Annotated in this window: 24 protein-coding genes and 1 other annotated feature; of the genes, 7 read left to right on the forward strand and 17 right to left on the reverse strand. The window is 45.1% G+C overall.

Translation table 11 applies throughout. The annotated features are described in order from the left end of the window. Positions 1–45 precede the first annotated feature (45 nt). Positions 46–1095: a ribosome small subunit-dependent GTPase A gene (gene rsgA / locus KNP93_RS11765; protein ID WP_131504214.1), complete on the reverse strand. Its 1050-nt coding sequence runs from the start codon at positions 1093–1095 to the stop codon at positions 46–48. A 271-nt stretch (positions 1096–1366) separates the two neighbouring features. On the opposite strand from rsgA, the gene KNP93_RS11770 reads away from it, so the two are divergent. The 5 genes from KNP93_RS11770 (at position 1367) to KNP93_RS11790 (ending at position 4857) form a co-directional block, all read left to right on the forward strand. Next, the gene (locus KNP93_RS11770; protein ID WP_214855414.1) at positions 1367–1744 is read left to right on the forward strand and encodes a lmo0954 family membrane protein; all 378 of its coding nucleotides are present in this window, start codon (positions 1367–1369) and stop codon (positions 1742–1744) included. 62 nt (positions 1745–1806) lie between these two features. Next, the gene (locus tag KNP93_RS11775; RefSeq protein ID WP_131504216.1) at positions 1807–2430 is read left to right on the forward strand and encodes a PspA/IM30 family protein; all 624 of its coding nucleotides are present in this window, start codon (positions 1807–1809) and stop codon (positions 2428–2430) included. Between the two features lie 59 nt (positions 2431–2489). Continuing rightward, positions 2490–3209, forward strand: coding sequence for a cell wall-active antibiotics response protein LiaF (gene liaF, locus KNP93_RS11780; RefSeq protein ID WP_012369506.1), 720 nt, complete (start codon positions 2490–2492; stop codon positions 3207–3209). Continuing rightward, positions 3206–4231 carry a sensor histidine kinase gene (locus KNP93_RS11785; protein WP_131504217.1) on the forward strand — a complete coding sequence of 342 codons (1026 nt, stop codon included), beginning with the start codon at positions 3206–3208 and terminating at the stop codon, positions 4229–4231. Before liaF ends, KNP93_RS11785 begins: the two co-directional genes overlap by 4 nt. Beyond that, a complete protein-coding gene (locus tag KNP93_RS11790; RefSeq protein WP_131504218.1) occupies positions 4228–4857 on the forward strand; it encodes a response regulator in 630 nt (209 codons plus the stop codon). The genes KNP93_RS11785 and KNP93_RS11790 overlap by 4 nt, the downstream gene beginning before the upstream one ends. Positions 4858–4962: 105 nt before the next feature. On the opposite strand, the gene KNP93_RS11795 is transcribed toward KNP93_RS11790, so the two are convergent. The 10 genes from KNP93_RS11795 to KNP93_RS11845 all read right to left on the reverse strand — a co-directional run bounded on the left by KNP93_RS11795 (position 4963) and on the right by KNP93_RS11845 (position 15874). After that, positions 4963–6654 (reverse strand): b(o/a)3-type cytochrome-c oxidase subunit 1, encoded by a 1692-nt coding sequence (locus KNP93_RS11795; RefSeq protein ID WP_131504219.1) that lies wholly within the window; start codon positions 6652–6654, stop codon positions 4963–4965. Beyond that, positions 6655–7125: a cytochrome c oxidase subunit II gene (locus KNP93_RS11800; RefSeq protein WP_188005181.1), complete on the reverse strand. Its 471-nt coding sequence runs from the start codon at positions 7123–7125 to the stop codon at positions 6655–6657. A gap of 328 nt (positions 7126–7453) precedes the next feature. Next, positions 7454–8161 (reverse strand): Crp/Fnr family transcriptional regulator, encoded by a 708-nt coding sequence (locus tag KNP93_RS11810; RefSeq protein ID WP_131504220.1) that lies wholly within the window; start codon positions 8159–8161, stop codon positions 7454–7456. 161 nt (positions 8162–8322) lie between these two features. Continuing rightward, the gene (locus KNP93_RS11815; protein WP_214855418.1) at positions 8323–9465 is read right to left on the reverse strand and encodes a CDP-glycerol glycerophosphotransferase family protein; all 1143 of its coding nucleotides are present in this window, start codon (positions 9463–9465) and stop codon (positions 8323–8325) included. 55 nt (positions 9466–9520) lie between these two features. Further along, positions 9521–9913 (reverse strand): glycerol-3-phosphate cytidylyltransferase, encoded by a 393-nt coding sequence (tagD, locus tag KNP93_RS11820; protein ID WP_131504222.1) that lies wholly within the window; start codon positions 9911–9913, stop codon positions 9521–9523. After that, positions 9910–11127: a CDP-glycerol glycerophosphotransferase family protein gene (locus KNP93_RS11825; RefSeq protein WP_214855420.1), complete on the reverse strand. Its 1218-nt coding sequence runs from the start codon at positions 11125–11127 to the stop codon at positions 9910–9912. Before KNP93_RS11825 ends, tagD begins: the two co-directional genes overlap by 4 nt. Before the next feature lie 68 nt (positions 11128–11195). Beyond that, a complete protein-coding gene (locus KNP93_RS11830) occupies positions 11196–12578 on the reverse strand; it encodes an aldehyde dehydrogenase (RefSeq protein ID WP_131504224.1) in 1383 nt (460 codons plus the stop codon). A 101-nt stretch (positions 12579–12679) separates the two neighbouring features. After that, positions 12680–13387, reverse strand: coding sequence for a purine-nucleoside phosphorylase (deoD, locus tag KNP93_RS11835; protein ID WP_026829180.1), 708 nt, complete (start codon positions 13385–13387; stop codon positions 12680–12682). Positions 13388–13412: 25 nt separating this feature from the next. Further along, positions 13413–14117 carry a response regulator transcription factor gene (locus KNP93_RS11840; protein ID WP_251138797.1) on the reverse strand — a complete coding sequence of 235 codons (705 nt, stop codon included), beginning with the start codon at positions 14115–14117 and terminating at the stop codon, positions 13413–13415. Beyond that, complete coding sequence (locus KNP93_RS11845) at positions 14117–15874, reverse strand: sensor histidine kinase (protein WP_131504226.1); 1758 nt, start codon at positions 15872–15874, stop codon at positions 14117–14119. Before KNP93_RS11845 ends, KNP93_RS11840 begins: the two co-directional genes overlap by 1 nt. 208 nt (positions 15875–16082) lie before the next feature. Here KNP93_RS11845 and KNP93_RS11850 point away from each other — a divergent pair, with 208 nt between their 5' ends. After that, entirely contained in the window at positions 16083–17375 is a 1293-nt protein-coding gene (locus KNP93_RS11850) for an NCS2 family permease (protein ID WP_131504227.1), read from the forward strand. Between the two features lie 65 nt (positions 17376–17440). Here KNP93_RS11850 and KNP93_RS11855 read toward each other — a convergent pair whose 3' ends face one another. Further along, positions 17441–18727: an ABC transporter substrate-binding protein gene (locus KNP93_RS11855; RefSeq protein WP_114596851.1), complete on the reverse strand. Its 1287-nt coding sequence runs from the start codon at positions 18725–18727 to the stop codon at positions 17441–17443. 188 nt (positions 18728–18915) lie between these two features. Here KNP93_RS11855 and KNP93_RS11860 point away from each other — a divergent pair, with 188 nt between their 5' ends. Continuing rightward, complete coding sequence (locus tag KNP93_RS11860; RefSeq protein ID WP_131504228.1) at positions 18916–20394, forward strand: potassium/proton antiporter; 1479 nt, start codon at positions 18916–18918, stop codon at positions 20392–20394. Positions 20395–20425: 31 nt separating this feature from the next. Here KNP93_RS11860 and KNP93_RS11865 read toward each other — a convergent pair whose 3' ends face one another. The 5 genes from KNP93_RS11865 to KNP93_RS11885 form a co-directional block, all read right to left on the reverse strand. Beyond that, positions 20426–21019 (reverse strand): DedA family protein, encoded by a 594-nt coding sequence (locus tag KNP93_RS11865; protein WP_131504229.1) that lies wholly within the window; start codon positions 21017–21019, stop codon positions 20426–20428. Between the two features lie 17 nt (positions 21020–21036). Further along, on the reverse strand, positions 21037–21258 hold the full coding sequence (locus KNP93_RS11870; RefSeq protein WP_014969583.1) for a hypothetical protein: 222 nt from the start codon (positions 21256–21258) through the stop codon (positions 21037–21039). A 173-nt stretch (positions 21259–21431) separates the two neighbouring features. Further along, entirely contained in the window at positions 21432–22406 is a 975-nt protein-coding gene (gene asnA, locus KNP93_RS11875; protein WP_131973621.1) for an aspartate--ammonia ligase, read from the reverse strand. 67 nt (positions 22407–22473) lie between these two features. Continuing rightward, positions 22474–22733: a binding site (T-box leader), on the reverse strand. Between the two features lie 143 nt (positions 22734–22876). Beyond that, positions 22877–23764, reverse strand: a complete 888-nt coding sequence (locus KNP93_RS11880) for a carbohydrate ABC transporter permease (RefSeq protein ID WP_131504231.1) — start codon at positions 23762–23764, stop codon at positions 22877–22879. Next, on the reverse strand, positions 23761–24651 hold the full coding sequence (locus tag KNP93_RS11885; RefSeq protein ID WP_026829190.1) for a carbohydrate ABC transporter permease: 891 nt from the start codon (positions 24649–24651) through the stop codon (positions 23761–23763). Before KNP93_RS11885 ends, KNP93_RS11880 begins: the two co-directional genes overlap by 4 nt. Between the last annotated feature and the right edge of the window lie 125 nt (positions 24652–24776).

A 24776-nucleotide genomic window follows, 5' to 3' on the forward strand; every position in this document is an offset into this window, starting at 1 on the left:
CTGATTCGTCAGAAAGGTGTCGTTCCTTTGTGATTTTAAATAAAATCATCGTTTTTGATACTTCAGTTTCGTCCGTGCCTGGGCCTGTTTGTGAATCTTTTTCCACTTCTCTTTTTCTGCTGCCTGAAGAGCTGCATTTTGCTTTCGTTCTGCATAAGCGACTTCACGTTTCAGCTTCAGGAAACTGTCCCACCGTTCGCGCGACAGCTTTCCATCTGCCAAAGCGGCTTGGACAGCACAGCCTGGTTCTTCTACGTGCTGACAGTCCCGGAAACGGCAGGATTCCGCCAGCTCCTCAATATCCGAGAAGGTCGCTGCCAGTCCTTCTGTTCCGTCCCATAATCCGAGTTCCCGCATTCCCGGTGTATCGACGAGTAACAGACCGTTCGACAATCGTTTTAACTCCCGGTGTGTCGTCGTATGCCGGCCCCGTTCATCATCTTCCCGGACACCGCCCGTTTCCATCAGCTGTTCTTCTGCCAACGCATTGACGAGTGTCGATTTCCCGACGCCGGATGAGCCGACCAGGACAATCGTCTCCCGTGGGTGCAACGCGTCTCTTAATTCGGTCACCCCGTCACCCGTCAACGAATCCACAGCGAAATACGGTGTCCCAAAGGCGACGGTTTCCATCTCCGACAGGAACTCGTCGACCGAATCCACTAAACTTTTTTTCGTCAAGACGATAAGTGGTGTGACCCCGGCTTCCCAGGCGACCGTCAGATATCGTTCCAGGCGACGCACGTTAAAATCATGTCCAAATGCCATGACGAGCAATGCAATGTCGACATTCGCACAAATAACTTGTTCCTCGGTTTCCGTTCCGGCTGCTTTTCTGGAAAATTGCGTACTTCGCGGCAAGACACGTTCAATCCGTCCCTTACCGGCTTCCCGTCCGCTCTGAATCACCCAGTCCCCGACTGCCGGCAATTCGGATTTCGTCATGGCTTCAAATCGCAGCTTTCCGGATAACTCACTTAATGTTTCCCCGTCAGCCGTCATCACACGGAACTGTTTTTGAAAGACTGCCGTGACACGACCTAACTGTTCATTTATACCGACTTCATGTGCCGGTACTTTACCCCATTCGTTCAAATGGTCTCCTCCTCTGATTTAAGGGAGGGAAACCCCTCCCTGTGTTCCGATATGGTTTTCTGTTATGTGGCTGATTGCATACATAAAAACACCACTCCTCTCGTTTCTTATAGTCGAATTTTACCATATTCTATTCAGCTGACCTAGTAGACTCATTAAAGTCAGACTTCCCTCCTCCGCCTCAAGTCGGAGATGATTCCGGTCCGAAGGGCGTCGTGATTGCGGATTCACTTCGGTAAGATAAGAGTATCAAGAAAAAGGAGGCTTCATCATGAAGCAATCAAAAGGAAAACAGGTCTTGATGGCACTTGCCGGTCTCGCCCTTCTCGCTGTCGTCATCGGTACATTACCGCATATGATCGGACTCGGGCTCGGCGCGCTACTCGCTTTTTACGCCATCAGTAAGTTTATCCAAACATCAAGCGTTTTCGCGAAAATCGGATTTGGACTGTTCGCAGCAATCGGAATCGGTGTTGCCCTATCAAACATCTGGGCTGTTGTCGGGATCGCTGCCGCACTTGCACTCTACATCGGATACATGCGTATGAAACTGCAACGTGTTGATTTGAATCAACTGTTCGCCCGCCGTCGTCCGGCCGCATCGTCCCACTTTGAAGCCGATTGGCAAAATCTCGATCAAAAACGCTAACAAATGGACAGTACATCACGAACCGATACTTTGTAGATTTAACATCCAAGGAGGAATTTTTGATGAAAAACGTATTCGATCAATTAAATGAGTTTGCCAATCAAATGATGACAGAAGTAAAAAAAGCCGCCGATCAGGGAGAAGCACCTGCTAAAAAGCTGGTCCGCCACATCCGGACAACCGAATCGGACTTAAAAGAAATCGACCGTTTACTGGAACGTCAACGGACGTTGCTTGTTGAACTGACACAAAAACAGGATGAAGCGAAGGAACTCGCAGATAAACGTTTTACACAAGTTGAAATCGCCAAAGAAGCAGGCGAACAAGAACTTGCAGAACGGGCGGCCATCGAGTCGAAACATTACGGGGAACAGTTCCGCTTCTTTGAAGAACTGATTGTCGAAACGAAACGTGAGCTCAATCAGCTCGAACGGGAAGCACTGGAATTGAAACTGAAGCTGGAAGACTTACAAAACAAACGGTATGAATGGATGATGCGTGAAAACGTCTCGAATTTAAAATCGAAGATGAACCAGGTGCTAGAACGCGAACCAAATGCTACTATTAAACAAGAACAACATCCATTCACAACAAACGAACCTGAAACGAAAGAAGAGGAAGCGCCGATTGCAGAAGATGATATTGATGCGCGGATTGCCGATCTCGAACGTCGTTTCCAAAAATAAGTATTCGGACGAAGGAGGCATTCTTGCCTCCCTTTGTCATGTCAGGAAGGAGATTGCCCGTGCGACGATTAAGTACAAAACAACTAGTCGGCTACGTGTCGATCCTGTTTGCTCTCGGACTCTTCTATGATTTGATGACAGGCGCGGGAAATGTATTATTCGGAGTGCTTTTCCCCTTCCTCCTGTATTATGTCGGGATTCATTTCCGAAAAAGAAATCATGAAAAACTGGCTATCCTGTTTTACATCGTTGGTACAATCATCTTAGCCGGTGTCGTCCTCAGTTCGGCAGCGATCGGATTCGTCATCGCCGGTATTCTGCTGTATCTCGGAATCATTCTCGTAACCCGTCACTCTGTCCGGGAATTTTTCTTCTCAAAAATTTCACCGAGCTTATATGAGGAGGAAGGCATTAAGATTCAACCGGCCTATTCTTTTGCGACACAACAGGAACTTCCCTACGTTTTAAAAGATTTGAGCGAACAATTCATCGTCCGTGATCTCGAAATCGACTTGACGCATGCTTATGTTCCGGAAGGCGAAACACTGATCGTCGTCAGTGGTGTCGTCGGTGATGTCCGAATCCTGTTACCGTCCGGTTACGATTACACGCTCGATACATCGATTGGTTTCGGGAGCGTCAAGACAGATGTCCGTCGTATTCCGACTTTCTTTAATCGCCGAATCCAGTACCGTGCCCCCGAATATGACGAGGCTGTCCGAAAAGTCCGGATTCATGTCATGCTTGGAATCGGGAACGTGGAGGTGACCTCGATATGAAACGTGATCAATTTCCGCTTGGTGTCATCGCACTCCAGGTCATGACCGGTTTTTTGACGGCTGTGATGACGACGTTATTATTTCTAAGTACACGCCAAGTCAATTGGCATGTACTTTTCGTCCGTCAACAGGACTTTCCTGTTTTTCTGCTCGTCATCGGTTTATCGCTTTTATTACCGTTAGCAGTTGGCAGTATCCACTATTTCTTTTTACGGCGCGATTTCAAGAGAGTCACAACGGCCATCATTGAACTGGAGCAAGGAAAAGAAGTGACAATTGTCAACGGTCCTTATTTCCACACGCTGACACGTCTGTCGCGGATCGGGAAACGGATTGATGAACAGGTCGAAACCGTTCAAAAAATCAGTACCCGTCCCCAACACATCGAACAAGTCCGTGTCCAGGCCATTACAGAAGAGCGAAAACGGCTGGCCCGTGATTTACACGACTCTGTTTCCCAGCAGCTGTATGCCATCTCGATGATGACGACAGCAGCGAAACAGACGATTCTGACGCAACCTGAAACAGCTGCCAAACAAATCGATTTGGTCGAAACAATGGCCCAGACGGCACAGTCAGAAATGCGTTCCCTGTTATTACAATTACGCCCGGTCGAACTCGAAGGCATGACCCTTCAGCAAGGCCTGACTCAATTGTTGGAAGAGTTATCAAGAAAGCAGTCCACCGAGCTGAGTTGGAAGCTTGAATCCATCGAATTACCCCGCCCGATTGAGAACGAATTGTTCCGGATTGTCCAAGAAGGACTGACCAATGCATTGCGCCATGCCAAAGCGTCACATATGGACATCGAACTTCGTCAATTCAATGATACAGTCATCTTAAGCATGAATGATGACGGCGTTGGTTTTATCGTCGATGAAAAAAAACTCGCTTCTTACGGCATCAATTCGATGCGGGAACGGACAGCTGAGATGGGTGGAGCGATTCGTCTCGTCAGTGTTCCGGGACAAGGAACGCAAATTGAAGTAAAATTAAGAAAAGATCGGATGGTGCAAGTATGATACGTGTGTTATTAGTCGATGATCACGAAATGGTCCGTGCAGGTGTTTCTGCTTTTTTGTCCACTCAACCAGATATCGAGGTCGTAGCAGAAGCATCGGACGGACAAGCAGGTGCTGAGCTTGCATTGAAACATCGTCCGGATGTCGTTTTAATGGATTTAGTCATGGAGCCGGTCGATGGCGTTGAAGGAACACGGTTGATTCGAAAAGAATGGCCAGATGCCAAAATTCTAGTCGTCACCAGCTTTTTAGATGATGAAAAGGTCTACCCTGTCATCGAGGCCGGTGCAATGAGTTATGTCTTAAAAACAGCAAGTGCCTTTGAAATTGCGGAAGCGATTCGAAAAACAGCAAGTGGTCAATCCGTCATGGCGGCCCAAGTCACGGGGAAAATGATGGAACGTTTACGAAAACCAACGAGCCATCTCCATGATGATTTGACAGAACGCGAACAGGAAGTATTGCAACTGATGGCACGCGGAATGGCGAACCAGGAAATTGCCGACGAACTGTTCATCTCTTTGAAGACTGTCAAAACACATGTTTCGAACATCTTGTCGAAGCTTGATGTCGTTGACCGGACGCAAGCTGTCGTTTATGCGTTTAAACACAACATCGTTAAGTAATCTTCAGCATTTTTCTATACTTACAATTGCTCTCATACTCAATGAAAATGACCGGGTTCCTCCTGTATCTCAGAGGAACCCGGTCATTTATTTGTTTTCGTTCTGTCACCACAATTTCCAGCCTGGTGCTCCAGGCGGCGCATTCTCAATCATATGCCAAATTGGAACCGTATAGGCAAATGCAATTAACGCAAACGTCACGAAAATCCAAAGCTTCCAATTTTCGAAGAACAGCGGTGTTTGCATCGCTGCTTTTTCTGTTTCAGCAACCGGGAACTCTTCCATGCCTTTCGGTGCCCGGAAAGCGAGTTGGAACATCGCAAATAAGAACAACAGAATGGAAAGGAATAAAATCGTTCCGCCAATTGCCATCGCAACATGATACGGAATCCAGTCGGCAACAAGCGAATCTTTGAAGTAAGCTGCCGGACCTGTTCGTCTCGGATTACCGAGTAACCCTGAAATATGCATCGCTGTCGACATGAACAGCATACCGACCGTCCACAACATCGTTTGGATCAGTCCGATCCGGTTGAGTTGTTTCGTCAGCGTCCGTCCTCTGAGCAAGGGGACCAACCAATAGGCAGTTCCAAAAAACGTTAAGGCAACGGCAGCTCCGACCGTGATATGAAAATGACCGGTCACCCACAGTGTGTTGTGGACAACAATGTTTAATTGATGCGACGCATTGATGACTCCACCTGCTCCCGCCGGAATGAAAAATAACATTCCGACAAACGGTGCTAAAAAGCGGACATCCCGGTACGGCATCTTCTTGATCCAGCCGAACAGTCCGGTTGCGCCTTGACGCCGCCCTGCCAGTTCAAAAGTCGCAAACATCGAGAAGGCTGTCATGAGTGACGGGATGATGACCAAAAACGTGAGAACGACCTGAATGTATTTCCAAAAGGCTGAGATACCCGGTTCCAACAATTGATGATGGAATCCGACCGGGAAGGAAAACAGTAAAAATAATAAAAAGGACATCCGGGCCAATGCATCTGAAAAAATCTTTCCGCCGACGATTTTCGGAATCACGGTGTACCAGACGATATATGCCGGCAACAGCCAAAAATATACAAGCGGATGACCAAAGTACCAAAAGAGCGTCCGTGACAACTCAATTCCGACTTTATCCGTCCAACCGAGTGACAACGGTAAGAGTTGAAACAAAATCGTAGCAGCGACTCCGAGTGTCGCGACGACCCATAACAATACCGTCATGATACTCATGTATGCCTGAAGCGGTGGATGAACACCTTTGTGCTCCCGTTTATAGTCCGCGTACATCCGGAACATCGCACCGGAAGAAATCCACGTTCCGACAACAAAGATGACAAGTCCGATATAAAACACCGGGTGAGCCTTCAATGGTGCATAAAAGGTATATAAAACAGAAGCTTCTCCTGCGAGGACCATCCATGTGACGAGGACGACACCAAGCATCATAAACCAAAATCCGACCCAACCGAGCCGTCTTGGAAATTCTTCGAAACGCCCAAACGATTGTCCTAAAAAAGAAAATAGTAAGCCAAAAATAAATAATGTCGTAAATACAATCGCCAGCATCAACCCGTGGGCCGTCAATAATTCATAATAGCCGACGCCTGCAATTTCCGGAATCACACCGGTCCGCACGAGTGTCTGCAGTAACCCGCATAACCCGCCAATCAACAAGGCGACGAGCGAAAAGCTGACATGGGCAAAAGCCAGTTTCGCTTCTTTTAAGCCAATTGCCGTCGCCGGCATTCCCCGCTCCATCTCAAATTCTTTTAATTTTCTCGAAATGGCATTCATTTACTCCACCACCTTAATTTTTGTCGACATCATATGGTGACCGCTTCCGCAATACTCATTACAGACAATCAAATACTCTCCGGCTTTTTTAAAGGTATATTCGATTGAATTGATATGACCGGGTACGACCATCATGTTGACATTTGTCTTTACGATTTCAAAACCGTGAACGACATCTTTTGACGTCACGAGAAAGTCTACCGTTGCCCCTTTTTTAATTACCATATCTTGTGGCGTGAACTGAAACGCTTGCGACACCATGACTGCTTCATAGCGGTTTTCGTCAATTTTTTTCAACCCCGGTTTATCAAATGGTTTGGTCTGATCCACTTGTGTCGGATCAATTAATGTAGCGTCAGACGGCGGTTGATTGCCGGATGCAAAAGCAGAAATACCAATGATGACTAAAAAAACGGCTAACATCACACAACCAAATACTAACCAAATTTTCTCCAAACGATGAATGTGCATTGCCTCTCCTCCTTATCTGGAACTAAATAATAGAAAAATCGATCCCCACATCCCGATGATGACGGAAGCAACAATAAAAACGGCGATGATTGTGCCTGATAAATTCGGTTCTGGTTTACTGCTCATGATGCCTGTCTCCCTTCTCATTTCAACTTGATGTCCTGTCTTCATTCTAGAAAAGACGTACCGCTTGAGACCGTGATAAATGTCACACCATTTGTGACGATTTCTCGCTTTCCCTTCTAAAAACACACATAAAGTTCACATTTTAAGAAGAAGCTCTCAAAAAAATCCCCTTGTCTCAAGGACAAGAGGATTCGTTTTATTTTTAAATCCGGCATACACCTACCGGACATCCTTCACAATGGCATAAATCTCTCAAATAGTTAGCATCATGGACGATGATTTTAGTCGTCGTTGATGAAATGACCTTGTCTTTTTTCCACTGGGAAAACATGCGATTGACCGTTTCGCGCGGCGCCCCGATCAACTGACCGAGTTCGCTATCGGATGGTCGTTTGGAAATGACATAGTCTTCCCCAACCTGTTTTCCATGCATGGCAATCAACCGGAGTAAGGTCGAGGCCAGTGCACCTTGTTTCCCAAACAATAACAGGTCACGCAGTTTCGTTTCGGACTGCTTTCGCATCAAGGCTTGCCAACGCATGATTTCTAAGGCAAATACACCGTCCTGCTTCATCAATTCCTCAAGCTTCGTTTTCGAAATGACACCCAGGACACTGTCTTCCATTGTTTCAACGCTATAAGAACTTGGAAATGCTTCGCCGACATCAAACTCACCGAACAAATCACCCTTAAAGTATAAAAACATCATTAAAGGGCTGCCTTTTTTCGTCAGTTTAGACAGTTTGACACCGCCTTGCTTCACATAAAACAACTTATCGTTTAACTCACCTTCCCAACAAACGATTGAATCCTTTTTAAACGTCACCTCTGTCATGAAGTCTTCCAGTATCATTCGTGTCTCTGCTGATAAGACAAACGTATTGGCTTCTGTTGTTCCGCAAGCAAGCATTTCGCATTCTCCTTTCCTTGATTCCTTCTGCTCCTAGTATAGAACATCACACGTCAAAAAAACGTTTTTTCAAAAGATTGTCAAACTTTGTTCATGTTTTCACAAAATGTTTTAAAAAAATGATTCTAGTTTCGTTTAAAAACGTAGATCATTTTTTTACTTCAACGTACTTTCCGGTAGTAATGATCGACAATCCGACGTGTCGCTTGTCCCGGTTGTTCCGTATACCAGACTGTTTTGAATTTTTCCATCGCTGTCCGGCTTTCTTCTAGCGCTGCATCCGAATTAATCCAGTTCAATATAACATCAAATTGATTTGTGCAAGTAACCGGTAACGGGTCCGGATAGGAATCGATGATACCCGGAATCTGCCGGTACGTGTCGATATCTGGTGTGTAAAGAATGGTCGGAACATCCAGCAGACAACTTTCAAAAGGAATCGAGGAATAATCGGTGATCAATACATCGGTGATGAGTAAGTAATCATTGATTGAATATTCGTCCGTAACGAAGTGCACATGTTTTTTTTGATGTGTGAACATCGAACGGACCGTCGGATGTAATTTGACAAGAATTGTCCATCCTTGATCGGTCAATTGTTCGAGTTGGCGGATAGTCTGTCCTTCCATTCCATTATATTCCCGGTAGGTTGGCGCATACAATAGAATACGACGTTCCTGTTTGACGTAAGCATCGTGAAGTTTTTTTTTGGTGTGTTGATGTTGTTCGTCAAACCAGTAATCTGTCCGGGGCACACCAAATGTTTTGAAGACTGTCCGCGGAAGATCATGTGGTCCCATGAATTGTTTCGCGCAAGCTCCTCCCGGTACGATGAAGTCCCCATAACGCTGGTACACCCGTTTGAAACGTCGCAGGACATGCTTCGGTACCATCAAACTCTTTGATGACGTCAAACCGAATTTCTTTAGTGTCCCTGCAGCATGCCATAACTGGATCCGTTTTGTTCCCTGACGAATCGGGGCGACACTATATTCGCCGATATAGTTATCGATGAAATGATGCTTCGATGTTGCAAGAAGGTACGCCAGCCGAATAAAACTCAGTCTGCGATAAGGCAATGCATATTCCGCCGACCATGCTTCCGGATATTTCACAAATTTTTTATCATAAATCAAATACCGTTTTTCGTTCGGAAATTCCGTCAGGAGCGCATCATTGATCGGTTTCACATTATCACCGTAAGTGACCCAAAAGAGCGTCACGGGTCTCACAGGTAACAAGCAGAAGATTCGATAGAAAATCCGGAAAAGCAGCAAGTAGATTTGCACGATACTCTCTCTCACGTTATTCCCTCCCTTCCATGAAGAAAGACCGCACGCAGGGTGTGGTCTTTTTTGTTCACGAACCTTTTCCTAACTCCGTTTTGATCTGGCTTGTCGAAATACCTTCCGTCCGACTGAGATAAACGACTTCACAATATTCTTTCAAGAAATCGAATTCACCGGCCCAGTCATCTCCCATGACAAATGTATCGATTTGATGTTCTTGTACATCGGTGATTTTCTGATCCCAATTGTTTTCCGCAATGACTTCGTCAACGTAACGAATCGATTCCAAAATCAATTTACGGTTTTCGAAGCTGTGATACGATTCTTTATGTTTCAATCGATTGAACTCGTCCGTCGAAATCGCGACGACTAAATAATCGCCCATTTCCTTTGCGCGTTTGAGGATGTTGATGTGACCCCAATGCAGTAAATCAAATGTGCCGTACGTGATGACTTTTTTCATGATAATTCTCCTTTATGCTGATTGCTGACAGGTTGCAAAAGACGTTGATAGGCTTGTAAAGACGCTGTTCCGTCATCCCATTGACAAAATTTCTTTTCAAATGCAGCAAATTTTGCGCCATATCGATTACTCCATTCATGCAACCGATCAATCTCTTCAAATAATCGTGCTTGTTGTAAAACGAGCGGACCCGGTGCTTCCTGCTCAAAGTCAAAATAGAATCCGCGCAGTTGATCCCGATAATGTTCTAAATCATACGTGTAAAAAATCATCGGTCGTTTCAGATGAGCATAGTCAAACATGACGGATGAATAATCTGTAATCATAGCATCTGCTGCGATATATAAATCTGAAATATCCGGGTAATCCGAAGCGTTGTGGACAGATAGATAAGCTGACGTATCCACTTGATCCGCTACTAAATAATGCATCCGGATCAGCAACGTATATTCAGCACCAAACCGTTTTTCGAACTGTTCCAACGAAAATGGCAACGTAAAGGAATACAATCCTTGTGCCACGTACTCGTTGTCTCGCCAGGTCGGCGCATACAGAATGATTTTCTTAGTCCGATCAATTTGATACCGCGAATAAACCCGTTCGACGATTTCCGGATGCCGTTCCGTCTGGTAAAACACATCATTGCGTGGATAACCGACTTCAAGCATTTCACCTGAAAAATGAAAGGCCCGTCGAAAAATCCGACTTGAATAGGTATTCGGTGAAATCAAAAAATCCCACTTTGATGCTTCACGCGCAAAGTCACGCTTATAGCGTTTTGTCGTCGTATTGGCCATCTGCACATCATCCATGTCGAGTGCCAGCTTCTTTAACGGCGTTCCATGCCACGTCTGTAAATAGATGGTCCCTTTTCGTTTGAACAACCAAGAGGGAAGCCTGCTGTTAGAAATCCAGACGCGCGATGTAGCGAGCAGATAAATCCAGCGAATCGTCATTCGATTGACTGTCTGCACCGTCGGATCCGTTAATACACTCTGTCGATCTTTACTGAAAATCAACTCAAGTTCCGGATGTTCTTGTTTTAACGCTTCATAAATGGCACGTGGATTGTCGCTGTATTGTTTTCCTAAAAAGCTTTCGAAAAGGAAGCGATTTGGGTGAACCGGCAAACAAGCAAACAACCGCATCACGAGGTGCAATCCCGTTTCGACCAGTTTAGTTTTCTTGATCCACTGACGTAATTGACGTTTCAAAACATGTACTCCTTAATTCAACAAAAATTTACTTTTTATAACACTTCATATTAATCAAACCTCAACCATCATAACAAAAAGCGCATCCATTTGGAATCAGTATTTGAACGCATATAACGGAATGGTAAATCAAACTTCGTCGTATTGTGCACAAGGCCTTTTTGATGGCTGAACGTTTCAAAGCTGTACTTGCCATGATATCCACCAATCCCGCTGGCACCGACACCACCAAACGGTAAGTTATGTTGTGCGACATGCATGAGCGTATCATTCACACAACCGCCACCAAAGGAAATCCGGTTCAGGACACGTTCCTTGACGAAGTCATTTTCTGTGAACAAATAGAGTGCAAGTGGTTTATCACGGTCTGTGACAAATGTGATGACATCTTCAATTTCATCATATACAAGAACCGGCAAAATCGGACCGAAAATTTCTTCTTGCATCAATTTCGAATCAAGAGGAACGTTCGTCATGACGGTCGGAGCCATTTTTCTTGTTTCCGGATTGACTTGTCCGCCGAATTCAATGTCTCCCTGATCGAGATAGCCCGTCAAGCGTTCCAAGTGACTGTCGGATACAATTTTGACGTATGATCCAACTCCCACCCCATTTCCATACTGTGAAAATGCTTCTTCCTCGATATAACGCAGGAATGTTTCTTGTACATCCCGATGAACAAAAACATAATCCGGTGCGATACATGTTTGTCCGGCATTTAACCATTTGCCCCAGGCAATCCGTTTCGCCGCGAGTCTTAAGTCTGCATCCTTGTGGACAATCGTCGGAGACTTACCGCCGAGTTCAAGTGTGACCGGTGTCAGGTGTTTCGCTGCCGCCTGATGAACGATTTTTCCGACGCGTGTCGAACCCGTAAAAAAGATGTAATCAAACTTTTCTTCTAACACTGCTGTACTCACTTCCGCATCACCTTCGATTACGACACCAAAACGTTCATGGAAGGCCGTCTCAAAGACTTCGCGTAGCACACGTGAGACGTTTGGCGTTAATTCCGAAGGTTTCAAAACGACGGTATTCCCCGCTGCAATCGCGCCTACGACAGGTGCAAGGGCAAGTTGGAAAGGATAATTCCAAGGTGCGATGACAAGAACGTTTCCGTACGGTTCGAAACGGATTTCACTTTTCGAGCCAAAATGCAACAATGGCGTCCCCACACGGCGCGGCTTTGCAAGACGGCGCAATTGTTTTTCCATCCGATTGATTTCGCCGTAGACAAAACCGATTTCTGTCGTAAAAGCGTCTTGACGCCCTTTATTCAAGTCGACTTTCAAGGCATCGTAAATGGCTGCTTCATGCGTTTCAATCGCTTGTTTCAAGAACGTCAACATACTTAAACGAAAAGCAATGCTTCTTGTTGCGCCTGTCTTGAAAAAAGTCCGTTGTACCTCGACCTGACGTGCTACATCTAATCCCGTTGTCGTCAATCCCATCCGTAAATCCCCCTTGTGAGCTCATTCATTTCTTCCTTCTCATTCTACCATAGCTGCCAGGGCAAATAAAAAAAGCGGAGAGTCTTTTCTCCGCCTTCCGTTTACAGTTGGATTGCTGTTTCAAGTGCGACTTTCATCATGTCGTTAAACGTCGTTTGACGTTCTTCCGACGTCGTCTCTTCACCCGTCAACAAGTGATCGGAAATCGTTAAGATCGTCAAGGCGTTGACTTTATGTTTTGCAGCGAGTGTGTAGAGACCTGCCGCTTCCATCTCGATTGCGAGGCAACCGAAGTCCGCCCATTTTTTGAAGTGGTGGAAATCATCTTGGTAAAATTGATCGGTCGTGAAGATTTGACCGACTTTTGCATCGATGCCGTGTTCTTTCGCTGTCATATAAGCTTTGTGCAATAAGTCAAACGATGCTGTCGGCGCATAATCCAGTCCGTTGAACCGAACCCGGTTTTGTGCCATATCGTGTGACGCACTCATCGCGATGACGACGTCGCGGACTTTGACGTCCGGCGTGATCCCGCCGGCAGTACCGACACGAATCAGGTTTTTAGCTCCGTATGATTGTATTAATTCGTTTGCATAAATCGACATCGACGGGACACCCATCCCTGTTCCTTGAACAGAAACTTTTTTACCTTTATACGTTCCTGTAAAACCATACATTCCGCGAACTTCGTTATACAAAACGACGTCCTCTAAAAATGTATCGGCAATGTATTTTGCACGAAGTGGATCTCCTGGAAGTAATACGGTTTCTGCAATCTGACCTTCTGTTGCGTTAATGTGTACGCTCATGTACGATTCCTCCTCTAAATAGTGACTAAACCGACAACAACTCCCGGAACTCATTTGGAGTCATTCCAAACTGCTTTTTAAAGACTTTCCGAAAATATTTATCATCATGGTATCCGACTTCAAGCGCGATCTCGTAGATTCGAGCATCCGTCTCACCCAACAATTCCTTCGCCCGATTTAAACGGATCGTTTGAATATAATCCGATAGATTGACCGAAAAACGTTGTTTGAATCGTCTTGAAATGTATTCCCGGCTTAAGTAAAAGCGTTCGCTCATGAGTTGAAGCGTTAGTTCTTCCGCATAGTGTGTCGCAATGTACTTCGCAATCTGATCAATCGCTTCTCCTTGTTCCGGAACAGGACCTATCAATTCCATCGCACGCCCGACAGCATCGTTTAAAATATCAGGATCGATTGGCTTGAGTAAGTAATCAAACGATTGATGCAAAATCGCACGACGCATATACGTATAATCATCATACCCTGTCAATACAATCGTGACGACCTTTGGATGATGATTTTTTGTCCATTCGAGTAAACTTAGTCCGTCCAGTCCGGGCATTTCGACATCTGTTAACATCAAATCGATTTTTTCCTGTTCCAAAAAACGTTTGGCAGTGACTCCGTCATCCGCTTCAAAGATGTTGTCTACCTGCCATGTATCCCACTCGCCAAGCAATTTAACGGCATCACGAACATGTTTTTCGTCGTCTACGATCAATACATTCATCATAGTTCCTCCTGTTCAACGGGAATTCGAATGACGATTCTAAAACCACCTTCAGTTGGAGACTGCAGGATCATACTGGCTTCCTCTCCATAAAAGATTAATAGACGTTCGTAGATATTGTGTAGACCGATCCCGGATGTTTGACGGTCTTCCGGCCGACGGTGCATCCGCATCGTTTGATCAATACTTTTCAGTTCCGTCGACTCCATGACTGCCCCGCTGTTTTCGACTTGAATGATCAGTTGATCCCCGTCACTTCTGACTTTATAGGCGAGATAGTTTTCGGTTGCATCTACCTGTTGATTAAACGCATGCTTAAAATAATTTTCAGCAAAGGGTTGTAAAATCATTTTCGGGACTTCAATCGAATTCATGTGCCACGGCACATCAACGATGTAGCGGAATCGATCGGGAAAGCGTTGCTGCTGAAGACGCATATAGGACTGAAGATGATCGACTTCCTGCTTCAACGTCACAATTGTCTGTTCATTATTCATCGAATAACGCATCATTTGCGAAAGTCCTGTAATCGAACGATATGCAACTTTTCGGTCGCCCTGTAACGTCGTCGTCCCGATTGATTGCAAGGCATTAAACAAAAAATGCGGATTCAACTGGGATTGTAAGGCCCGCAATTCATTCGTCCGGTTTTCCAGTGCCAAACGGTATTCACGTTTGATCAGCCGGTCGATTCGTTGAATCATCCGCTGGAACTGCCGATTCAGCAATCCAATCTCATCATTGGTTGTCGCAATGAATTGAGCCGATAAATCGCCTTGTTCGACACGCCACACGTTTGCTGTCAGCTGTTTAATCGGCTTTGTGATTTCAAGTGCCACGAGACTTGCTGCAATAATCATCAAGACTAACGAGCCAATTCCGATCAAAATTAAAATCAGAGCTGTTTCATTAGCACTTTTGACGACAGAGGCGTATGGCGTCGTCTTAACAAGTGTGATAGGAACACCCTGTGTTTTCGTTTTGGCATAAACGATGAAGGAGTCCCCGACTCGCATGCTGCCACTTTTACCTGTAAATCGGTCATTCGTGACCGGAAGCTCTTTTCCCGTCTTGGCAATCAATTGATTTCCATTCAACAGCCAAAGCGATTCACCGGGGAAGTTTTCAAACAGCTTTAATTGCTGTTCAAAGACACTCGTTGGAATGTCGACAGAAAGAAATCCAAGCGGTTCATCTGTTTCCACACGATTGATCCGGTAACGGAAGCTGACAATCTGTTTGTCATCCAAAATCATCGTATGTGTATTATAGGCAGTAATCTGATGTGCCGGATCAATCAACCAGCCGTTTTTTTGTTTCATCAAACGAAAGTAGTCGGTCTCCTGTAACCAATCAAACTTCCCCCGGCTGGATGTCTTCATGTTATAAACCGAGTACTCCGAGTTTCCTTTTAAGATGACGAAGTGAAGCTGCTCAATATCTTGTCTGGATAAAAAGAGTCCGAGAAGCGCCCGTGAAATCACACCCTCCGATTCACTGAGCTCAGCATCCGCCCCGACATTCATAATATTGAGTAAGGAGCGATTCGCATACAAACTTGTAGGTAATCGTCTTATATCTTCCATATAATGACTGATTTGGTTGCTTCCTCTTTTCAAAGCGCTCAAGCTTGAACGTTCCGCCTGCTCCACATTTTGATTCCGTACATAGAGATAAGAAGCTGATGTAGCAAGCGTCGTCGGAATCAGAATCGCTAAGACGACAAGTCGGATCAAACGTGTTCGGATGCTCTTCATCGCCGTCTCCTCCATCCTTTTTCTTCTAATAAGTAGTATAGCATAGCTGTATCCGCTTACATGTACGTGTTTTATTTGTTTGTGCCCCTCACGATTTTCTTCAAATTGGATTTCTAAAAAAACAACACTTGATTCCGAATGAATATTGATATAACATCGTTAATGTTCGTTTTTAACAAACTTTTAAGATTAAGGTGGTCTTTGGTTCATGTTTAAACTATCCGCACACGATACAACGGTCAAACGTGAAATTCAAGCTGGTTTTATCACGTTTATCACGATGGCCTATATTCTATTCGTCAACCCAACCATTTTGTCCGAAGCAGGAATTCCACAAGATCAAGCTTTCTCGGCGACAATTATTGCCACGCTGATAGGGACGTTATTGATGGGCTTTTATGCTAACTTACCGATTGCCGTAGCACCGGGAATGGGATTAAATGCTTATTTTACGTATACCTTGGTAATTGGTGAAAAAATACCTTATCAAACAGCCTTATCGGTCGTCTTCGTTGCCGGCATTATTTTTCTTTTGTTATCCCTGTCTCCTTTACGGACTAAATTGATTGAAGTCATTCCGACCACACTCAAATTGGCTATCACTGGAGGAATCGGTTTGTTCATTGCTTCCCTCGGTTTGAAAATGTCCGGAATCCTTGTCGCAGACCCTGCAACCTTGATTACAATCGGCTCCTTAACATCCCCGGAAGCCCTTATTACGTTAGTCGGTTTACTGATAGCAGCTATTCTGACAGTTAAACGTGTTCCGGGCGGGCTTTTGTACGCGATGATTTTATCCGGACTGCTGGCTTTCTTGACCGGTGAGTTGACGTTCTCGAAAACCTTGATTGCTTTGCCGACTTTACCGGAAGGCATTCTTGTCGCGAATCCGCTCACTGCCGTTCAAGACGTCATTCAATACGGACTCTTCAGTGGTGTGCTTTCGTTTGTGCTCGTCACGATGTTTGATACGACCGGTACGATGGTCGCAGTCGGTGAACAGGCTGGACTGATCGAAGAGGATGGTTCCCTGAAAAACAGTGAACGTGCTTTGTTATCCGATTCAACGGCGATGATTGCCGGAGCTATGTTCGGAACAAGTCCAACCACGGCCTATGTCGAATCGGCTTCCGGTGTCGCAGCCGGCGGACGAACCGGTTTGACATCCGTCACAGTTGGAATCTTGTTTGCGCTGTCAGCAGTTTTCGGCCCAATCGTTCAATCGATTTCAAGCGTTCCGGCCATTACGGCTCCGGCATTACTCCTTGTTGGTGCATTGATGCTACAAAACATCAAACAGATCCAGTGGGAAGATTTCAGTGAAGCCTTTACCGCGTTCATGGTGATCATCATCATGCCGCTATCCGGCAGTATCGCAACAGGTATCGCGTTCGGATTCATCATCTATCCCATCATGAAGGCTGTACAAAAACAGCGGGTCCACTTCTTGATTTATCTGTTCGCCGTTCTGTTTTTCATTCAATTGTTTTTTCTGCATTAATGAATAAAAAAACGTGTAAAAAAAAGTGCTGCTTCCAATTTTTCTTGGAAACAGCACTTTTTTTATTATTTCTTCATTTTTTCCCATGTCTTCGTAAAGTCTTGTAACATCTCTTCCGATGTTTTTTGTTTCCCTACATATGCCTGCATGATGGCACCAAATTCATTGACAGCGCCGTCCGGATATTTAAACCAGTTCCATGAGATGGTTTTATCTTCTTTAGAGTACTTGATGATATCGTCAGCCAGTGGTCCAAGATCGGCTGCTTCGATTGATTTGAAAGCCGGAATGAACTTGAACTTGTTGACCATGTAATCTTTTCCTGTGTCAGATGTCGCCATCCACTCGAGGAACTTTTTACCTTCCTCTTTATTTTTCGAGTTTTTGTTGACGACCCAGTTATTCGGAACGCCGACCGGAAGGCGGTCCATTTTTTCTTTATCATCATTGATCGGCATCGGGATGAAGCCCATCTCGATGTCCGGATTAACATCCGTGATCAATTGTTGCGCCCAGTTTCCTTGTTGGATCATTGCTGTTTTCCCTTCAGCAAACTGAGAAACTTGTGTATTGTAATCCGTCGTCAACGGATTTTTGTTTCCGTATTCGATCGTCAAATCAAACAAGTTCATAAACTCTTTAAATTGTTTATTGTCTTCGAACTTTCCTTTTCCAGAGTTCAAATCGGCAATGAACTGATCCGGATCATCCTGTTGCGCCATCGGGATATTCATTAAGTGGTTTCCAAGAATCCACCATTCGCCGTATCCGATTGAGAATGGCGTAACACCATCCGCTTTCAGTTTCTTAGACGCTTCTGTTAATTCTGTTAAAGTTTTTGGTAACTCTGTAATACCGGCTTTCTTGAAGATTTCTTTATTGTAGATGAAACCATAACCTTCCAGGTTCATCGGCATACCATAAAGTTTCCCGTCAATTGTCATCGGTTCTTTTGAAAGGTCTGTTAAATCACTGACCCATTTTTCATCCGAAAGATCTTCCAATTTGTCTTGCCATGTTTTCGCTTCTGTAAATCCACCGTTATTAAAGACATCCGGTTCATTCCCTGAAGCAAACTGCGATTTCAAGGCTGCGCCGTAATCCGATCCGCCACCAACCGTTTGAACGACGACTTTTACGCCTGTTTCTTTTTCATAGGCCTTTGCCATCTTTTCCATGTCTTTTGCGATTTCAGCTTTAAATTGGAATACGTTGAGGGTCTTCCCGTCCTTAGAAGAGCCACTGTCCTTTGAGTCATCACTATTGAGTGTCCCACCGCCACCACATGCTGCAAGTGCTACGACCATTGCGGTCGTCATAACTGGTAGTGCTGCCCATTTACGTTTACGCATTCGGATACCTCCCTGATTTTCGAGTTGATAATCGTGCTACGCTTTTACAATAAATGAAAACGCTTGCAATAAAAACGGATAATTTTGTCCGGTGCGGTGGAAAATATTGAACAATCGTTATCCGATAAAAAAAGTCGGGATTAGTGTATGATAAAAATAGATACTATTTAACGAAGGAGTTTGATGCAATGTCCCTACAGTTCACGATTTTATTGATTGGTTTATTGTTATTTACCGCAGTCTGGACAACGAAATTATCCAGTCGCTTGAACATTCCCGCTCTCTTGATTTTCATCGCTCTTGGTATGATTGCCGGCAGTGATATTACCGGTTTTATCCGGTTCGATGATGCGGAACTGGCGCAATTGCTCGGTACCGTGGCACTGATTATCATCTTATTTGAGGGAGGTCTTCAAACTGCCTGGAAAGAAGTGAAGACGGAATTGTCACCCTCTCTTTCACTTGCAACGTTTGGTGTCTTCATCGCAACGACGATTGTCGCCGTTGCGTCCCATTATATTCTCGGATTCAGCTGGGCTAACGCCTTTCTCCTCGGTGCCATTGTCGGATCGACGGATGCTGCCGCGATTTTTTCAGTACTCAGCGGACAATCCGTCCGGCGGAAAGTAGGATCGACGCTGGAACTCGAATCCGGTACGAATGATCCGATGGCTGTTTTTCTGACCGTCTTCTTCCTGGAATTCGTGACGAATCCTAAAGAGGCCTCACTTGTTTCCGGCTTAACTTCGCTAGTCTGGGAAATGGTGATCGGTTTACTGCTCGGTCTATTCATCGGCTGGATTGCTTCAACATTACTTAACCGGATTGATCTCAGTTCCTCGAGCTTTTATCCGATTCTGCTAATGTCATTCGCTTTTCTTTCGTTCGGTATTGCGGACACGATTCACGCCAGCGGTTTCCTCGCTGTTTACGTGACAGCGATTTATATTAGCAATCATGAGTTGGTCTACCGGCAGACGCTCGTCCGTTTCACAATGAGCATGGCGCACTTGGCGCAAATCGGAATGTTCATCGTGCTCGGATTACTTGTGTTTCCGAAACAGTTGCTTGATCCACAGGTGATTTTATCATCGATTGCCCTCGCTTTGATTTTAATCTTTATCGCTCGTCCGGTTTCCGTTTGGCTCAGTCTCCTTCCCTTTAACTATTCCTGGCAGGAAAAAGTATTTGTCTCTTTTGCCGGTTTAAAAGGAGCTGTTCCAATCATTCTCGCAACTTATCCGCTTGTTGCCGGAATCGATAATGCCGGCATGATCTTCAACATCGTCTTTTTCACTGTTTTGTTATCGACGTTAATCCAAGGGAGTATGTTGACCTTCTTGGCGGACCGGCTTCATTTAAACGAGACCGGTTCATCCACGATTCAAACGGTCATTGAGTTCATGTCGATCGGTAAACCGAATGCGGAAATCATCGAATTGACGATTCCGAACTCTCATCCGTTTGTCGGGGAAGCCATCTCGGATATTGATCTGCCGCAGGAATTTTTAATTACGGCCATCATCCGTAACGATCAAATCGTGACACCACGCGGCGATACAATTTTTGAAGGACGGGATCAATTACTTCTATTAACACCAAAACATCGGATTAAAACACTCAAACGTTTTTTATTCCCGCAAAAAGAGATGACAAAAAAGAGCTGACGTCGCTGTCAGCTCTTTTTTGTCATTTCTCTTAACGCTTTGATTTAACGCGGCGATACACAATGTATCCGATGATTCCGACGACGATAATACCAAGAATCCACCATAACTCCTGTTCGAGTCCTTTCAACATCGACTCTGCCCGTTCCACCCCAAACCTTTCTCCTAACCACACATAGAAGAACGATACCGGGAACAAGCCAATGCTTGAGGCCAATACATATCGTTTGAAAGACAAATTGAACAAACCACACGGAATGGAAACAACAGAACGAACGACCGGGAAGAAGCGGCCAAACAATGCTGACCAGGAACCGTATTTCGATACGATTCGTTCCCCTTGAACGATTTCCCGTTCCTTAATCATTAGCCATTTTCCGTAACGAACCAAAATTGGACGTCCGGCGTAACGACCGAGAAAATAAAATAATGTCGCCCCCATCAGACTGCCGAGAAAACCGATCAAGACGGCTGCGGTCCAACTAATTGTCCCGTTTGATACATAAAGACCGAGTACCGGCAACCCGACTTCAGCCGGGATTAATTCCGTCCCGAGTCCAAGAATCATAATTCCTAAAAACAGCCAGAGATTCGACTCTCCGGCTGAGAACAACCATTCTAACATCCAACCACTCCTCTAAATCAGCCTCGTGCAGGACGAAGAAGATAATAAATTATGACGACGAGCGTCGTCCAGACTCCTGTAAAGATCCCGATGATTCCGACGATAAAGAAGCCAAGTGCCATCATTGATCCTGTGCGTTTGTAATCACGCCACATCGTCCGTAATCCTTTGATGTTAAACCAAAGAAACACGACGAAAAGTAGGGCAAACACTAATCCTGTAATGAGTATCGCTGACATGTCTTCACCTCTCTCTTATTAGTTCATATGCCCATTATAACGTGTTTTCACACGTCTTTCCTCCGTCTGAGGTCGGATGAACTTATTTTACCCTATAAAAAAATGTCCTTCTGGCCATGAAATCATGGCCAGTAGGACATTTTGAATCAGATTTATCAGTACATCACTCGTTCTTACAGCAGGTGCACACCTTGTTCACGGTACGACGCGCGTGTTTCTTCCGACCAGACCGATGCTTGAACTTCACCGATATGACGTTTCTTCAAGAGGAACATCGCCATCCGGGATTGTCCGATTCCTCCACCGATTGTCAGCGGCAGTTTCTCTGCCAATACACCTTGGTGGAACGGGAAATCAAGTTTCGTGTGTTCGCCCGTCGTTTCGATCTGCGCCAGCAATGTTTCGCGGTCGACCCGGATACCCATCGACGACAGTTCAAATGCTCCGATTTCCGGATGGTGAACTAAAATATCACCGTTGAGCGTCCAGTCATCGTAGTCTGCTGCTCGACCGTCATGTTTTTCTCCGGATGCCAATGCACCACCAATCTGCATCAAAAAGACAGCACCATACTCTTTCGTCACTTCGGTCTCGCGCTCTTTTGTCGAAAGTGTCGGGTATGCATCTTCAAGTTCTTGTGTCGTCATGAAATGAATCGTCTCCGGTAAAATCGCTTCAATCGCAAGTTTCTCTTCGACTTCACGTTCCACTTGGCGAATCGACTCGTAAATCGCACGAACCGTCGTTTGCAAGTAGTCAATCGTCCGCTCTTCTTTTGTAATGACACGTTCCCAGTCCCACTGGTCGACGTGAATCGAATGAGTTTCGTCCAGTACTTCATCACGACGGATGGCATGCATCAATGTGTACAAGCCTTCCCCTTTTGAGAATCCGTATGTGTGGAGTGCCTGGCGTTTCCACTTCGCAAGAGATTGAACGATCTCGAGTTCTGCCTGATGGTCAATTGCATCAAAGCGGATGACACGTTCGATTCCGTTCAGATGATCGTTGACTCCAAGTGTGCTTTCGACGAATAACGGCGCTTCGACGCGTGTTAATCCGAGTTGTGCCGAGAACTGCTCCTCAAAGCGTTTTTTTACAAGTGTGATGGCTTCCTGTGTCTGTTTCATAGATACGAGTGTTGTCATGGTATTCTTCCTCCTCAATTGTGTGTTTGAAAAAGAAGCCATAAAAAAGAGCCCTTCTCTCCCAAGAATATGGGACGAAAGACTCGGTTCCGCGGTACCACCCATGTTAACAGCTCAGCTGCTCACTCAAAAGACTGATGATCAATTATCATCTCAATCTTCGGCCATATGATAACGGACAGGCAACTCCGGCTACGCCTACTGACTTCAGTGTTCGGGTAGCGACTCCGGGATGTTCTTCGCAACTTGTTTCCGACTGGGCTCTCACCGCCCCCAGCTCGCTAATCCGGTTTTACAAGATGTTACTCTTCCCTTCAACGTCGTTGTTACAATTGAATTGAGAACATCGTACACCATCCGGCAAGCATTTGAAAAGCCCTTTTTTCAAAAAAAAATAAAATAATCTGACTAATCAGACTAGATATGTCATATAAAAACGTTCCCGCAGAAGCGAGAACGCGCTTACATCTTTATTTGATTGAACCACTCGTAATCCCTTGAATAATTTGTTTTTGCATCGCAAAGAAGAAGAGTAACAACGGAATAATCCCGAGAATTAATCCGGCTAGCGCCAAGTCCCACTGCTTCGTGTACTGACCGAAGAAATAGAACGTTGCGAGCGGAATCGTCCGCAGTTCGACATCACGCAACATCAGGGACGGCAACAAGAAATCATTCCAAATCCAAAGTGTGTTCAAAATGACAATCGTTACCGTGATCGGTTTAAGCAACGGGAACACAATCCGCCAAAAGACGCCCCACTGCGAGCAACCGTCAATGATGGCTGCTTCTTCAATCTCTTCCGGAATCGATTTCATGAATCCATGATACAAGAAAATCGACAAGCCGGAACCAAAGCCGAGATACATCAAAATCAGACCCCAATAACTGTTTTGCAGACCGAGATCACCCGACAGCTTCGATAACGGAATCATGATCGACTGAAACGGAATGATCATCGCGGCGACAAACAGGAAAAAGATGATGGTCGACAAGCGGGTTTTCGTCCGAACAAGTTTCCAGGCGGCCATCGAACAAAAAATAACAATAACTGCATTTGCACCAACTGTAATGATGACAGAATTCAGAAACACTTTTCCAAAATTCATCGCTGCCCAGGCATCTGTATAGTTTGAGGTGATCCATTCTTTCGGAAGCCCCGATGTATTTGTAAAGATATCTCCTTGCGTTTTAAACGAGTTCGAAATGACATAATAAAACGGAATCATATACAGTAAGCCCATCAACAGTGCGGCAATCTCAACGGTACCGAGACGCACGGAATAACGACCACGCTTTTTCGGTGCCGGTTTCTCCGGCGTCAGTTCCGGTTTCGGCAAAGGTTGTGCAGTACTCATGCTTCCACCTCCCGTTTTTTCGTCAAGTAGACTTGAGTAACGGTAATCGCGGCAACGACAACAAAGAAGATGATCGCTTTGGCAGAACCAAGACCCAGGTTATTGTTTGTAAACGATTCTTTATAGATGTTCAGCGCAAGCATTTCTGTCGATTTGAACGGACCACCATTTGTCAGCGATAAGTTCGTATCAAATAATTTAAAGGACCAAGAAATCGTCAAGAACAGACAAATCGTAACAGACGGCATGATCAGTGGAATCGTAATATTTCGCAACGTGGATAATCGGTTGGCTCCATCGATTTTGGCTGCTTCAATCAGTTCCTGCGGTACATTTTGCAGGGCAGCGATATAGATGACCATGATATATCCCCCACCTTGCCAAATCGAGACGATGACAATGCCCCAGAAACCAGTTCGGGCGTCACCGAGCCATGGAAGTTCGAATAAACTCCAACCTGTCAATTCTCCAATCGACGCAAATCCTTTAACGTAAATAAACTGCCAGACGAACCCAAGAATCAATCCACCAATTAAGTTTGGCATGAAGAAAATCGTCCGTAAGAAGTTTCGTGTCCGAATATTTTGCGTGAGTAAAAACGCTAAAATGAATCCGACCAGGTTTGTTAAAATTACGGCAACGACGGTATATTTTGTCGTCAGCCAAAAGGACTGCTGAAACTGTTCGTCCACTGTAAAGAGGCGGACATAGTTATCAAATCCAATCCAATTTAATTCACCCGTAATTCCGTTCCAATCCGTGAATGAATACATGACACCATTAAAAAAAGGTACGAGAACAATCACTGCGAACACTAAAAAGACGGGTCCGACAAACATCCAAAATTCAAGTCCGCGCTTTACTTTTTTCTTATTGCTTACTGCCATTGCTCATCCCTCCTCTATCCCTAGACTACGCAACTTTCCATAAAATGAAAACGCAACCATTTGACAAGTTGGGTGGAATATATTGAACGATTATTTGGCGTGTCAGTTTCAGATACGCTACTATT

The organism is Exiguobacterium sp. s166 (assembly GCF_018618855.1).
Classification (GTDB): Bacteria; Bacillota; Bacilli; order Exiguobacteriales; family Exiguobacteriaceae; genus Exiguobacterium_A.

Bases quoted from the DNA above. Each gene is read 5' to 3' on its own strand.
- KNP93_RS11770 (WP_214855414.1), top strand. From the start codon at position 1,367: ATGAAGCAATCAAAAGGAAAACAGGTCTTGATGGCACTTGCCGGTCTC.
- KNP93_RS11775 (WP_131504216.1), top strand. From the start codon at position 1,807: ATGAAAAACGTATTCGATCAATTAAATGAGTTTGCCAATCAAATGATG.
- KNP93_RS11785 (WP_131504217.1), top strand. From the start codon at position 3,206: ATGAAACGTGATCAATTTCCGCTTGGTGTCATCGCACTCCAGGTCATG.
- KNP93_RS11790 (WP_131504218.1), top strand. From the start codon at position 4,228: ATGATACGTGTGTTATTAGTCGATGATCACGAAATGGTCCGTGCAGGT.
- KNP93_RS11795 (WP_131504219.1), bottom strand. From the start codon at position 6,654: ATGAATGCCATTTCGAGAAAATTAAAAGAATTTGAGATGGAGCGGGGA.
- KNP93_RS11800 (WP_188005181.1), bottom strand. From the start codon at position 7,125: ATGCACATTCATCGTTTGGAGAAAATTTGGTTAGTATTTGGTTGTGTG.
- KNP93_RS11810 (WP_131504220.1), bottom strand. From the start codon at position 8,161: ATGCTTGCTTGCGGAACAACAGAAGCCAATACGTTTGTCTTATCAGCA.
- tagD (WP_131504222.1), bottom strand. From the start codon at position 9,913: ATGAAAAAAGTCATCACGTACGGCACATTTGATTTACTGCATTGGGGT.
- KNP93_RS11830 (WP_131504224.1), bottom strand. From the start codon at position 12,578: ATGGGATTGACGACAACGGGATTAGATGTAGCACGTCAGGTCGAGGTA.
- deoD (WP_026829180.1), bottom strand. From the start codon at position 13,387: ATGAGCGTACACATTAACGCAACAGAAGGTCAGATTGCAGAAACCGTA.
- KNP93_RS11840 (WP_251138797.1), bottom strand. From the start codon at position 14,117: ATGAATGTATTGATCGTAGACGACGAAAAACATGTTCGTGATGCCGTT.
- KNP93_RS11845 (WP_131504226.1), bottom strand. From the start codon at position 15,874: ATGAAGAGCATCCGAACACGTTTGATCCGACTTGTCGTCTTAGCGATT.
- KNP93_RS11850 (WP_131504227.1), top strand. From the start codon at position 16,083: ATGTTTAAACTATCCGCACACGATACAACGGTCAAACGTGAAATTCAA.
- KNP93_RS11855 (WP_114596851.1), bottom strand. From the start codon at position 18,727: ATGCGTAAACGTAAATGGGCAGCACTACCAGTTATGACGACCGCAATG.
- KNP93_RS11860 (WP_131504228.1), top strand. From the start codon at position 18,916: ATGTCCCTACAGTTCACGATTTTATTGATTGGTTTATTGTTATTTACC.
- KNP93_RS11865 (WP_131504229.1), bottom strand. From the start codon at position 21,019: ATGTTAGAATGGTTGTTCTCAGCCGGAGAGTCGAATCTCTGGCTGTTT.
- KNP93_RS11870 (WP_014969583.1), bottom strand. From the start codon at position 21,258: ATGTCAGCGATACTCATTACAGGATTAGTGTTTGCCCTACTTTTCGTC.
- asnA (WP_131973621.1), bottom strand. From the start codon at position 22,406: ATGACAACACTCGTATCTATGAAACAGACACAGGAAGCCATCACACTT.
- KNP93_RS11880 (WP_131504231.1), bottom strand. From the start codon at position 23,764: ATGAGTACTGCACAACCTTTGCCGAAACCGGAACTGACGCCGGAGAAA.
- KNP93_RS11885 (WP_026829190.1), bottom strand. From the start codon at position 24,651: ATGGCAGTAAGCAATAAGAAAAAAGTAAAGCGCGGACTTGAATTTTGG.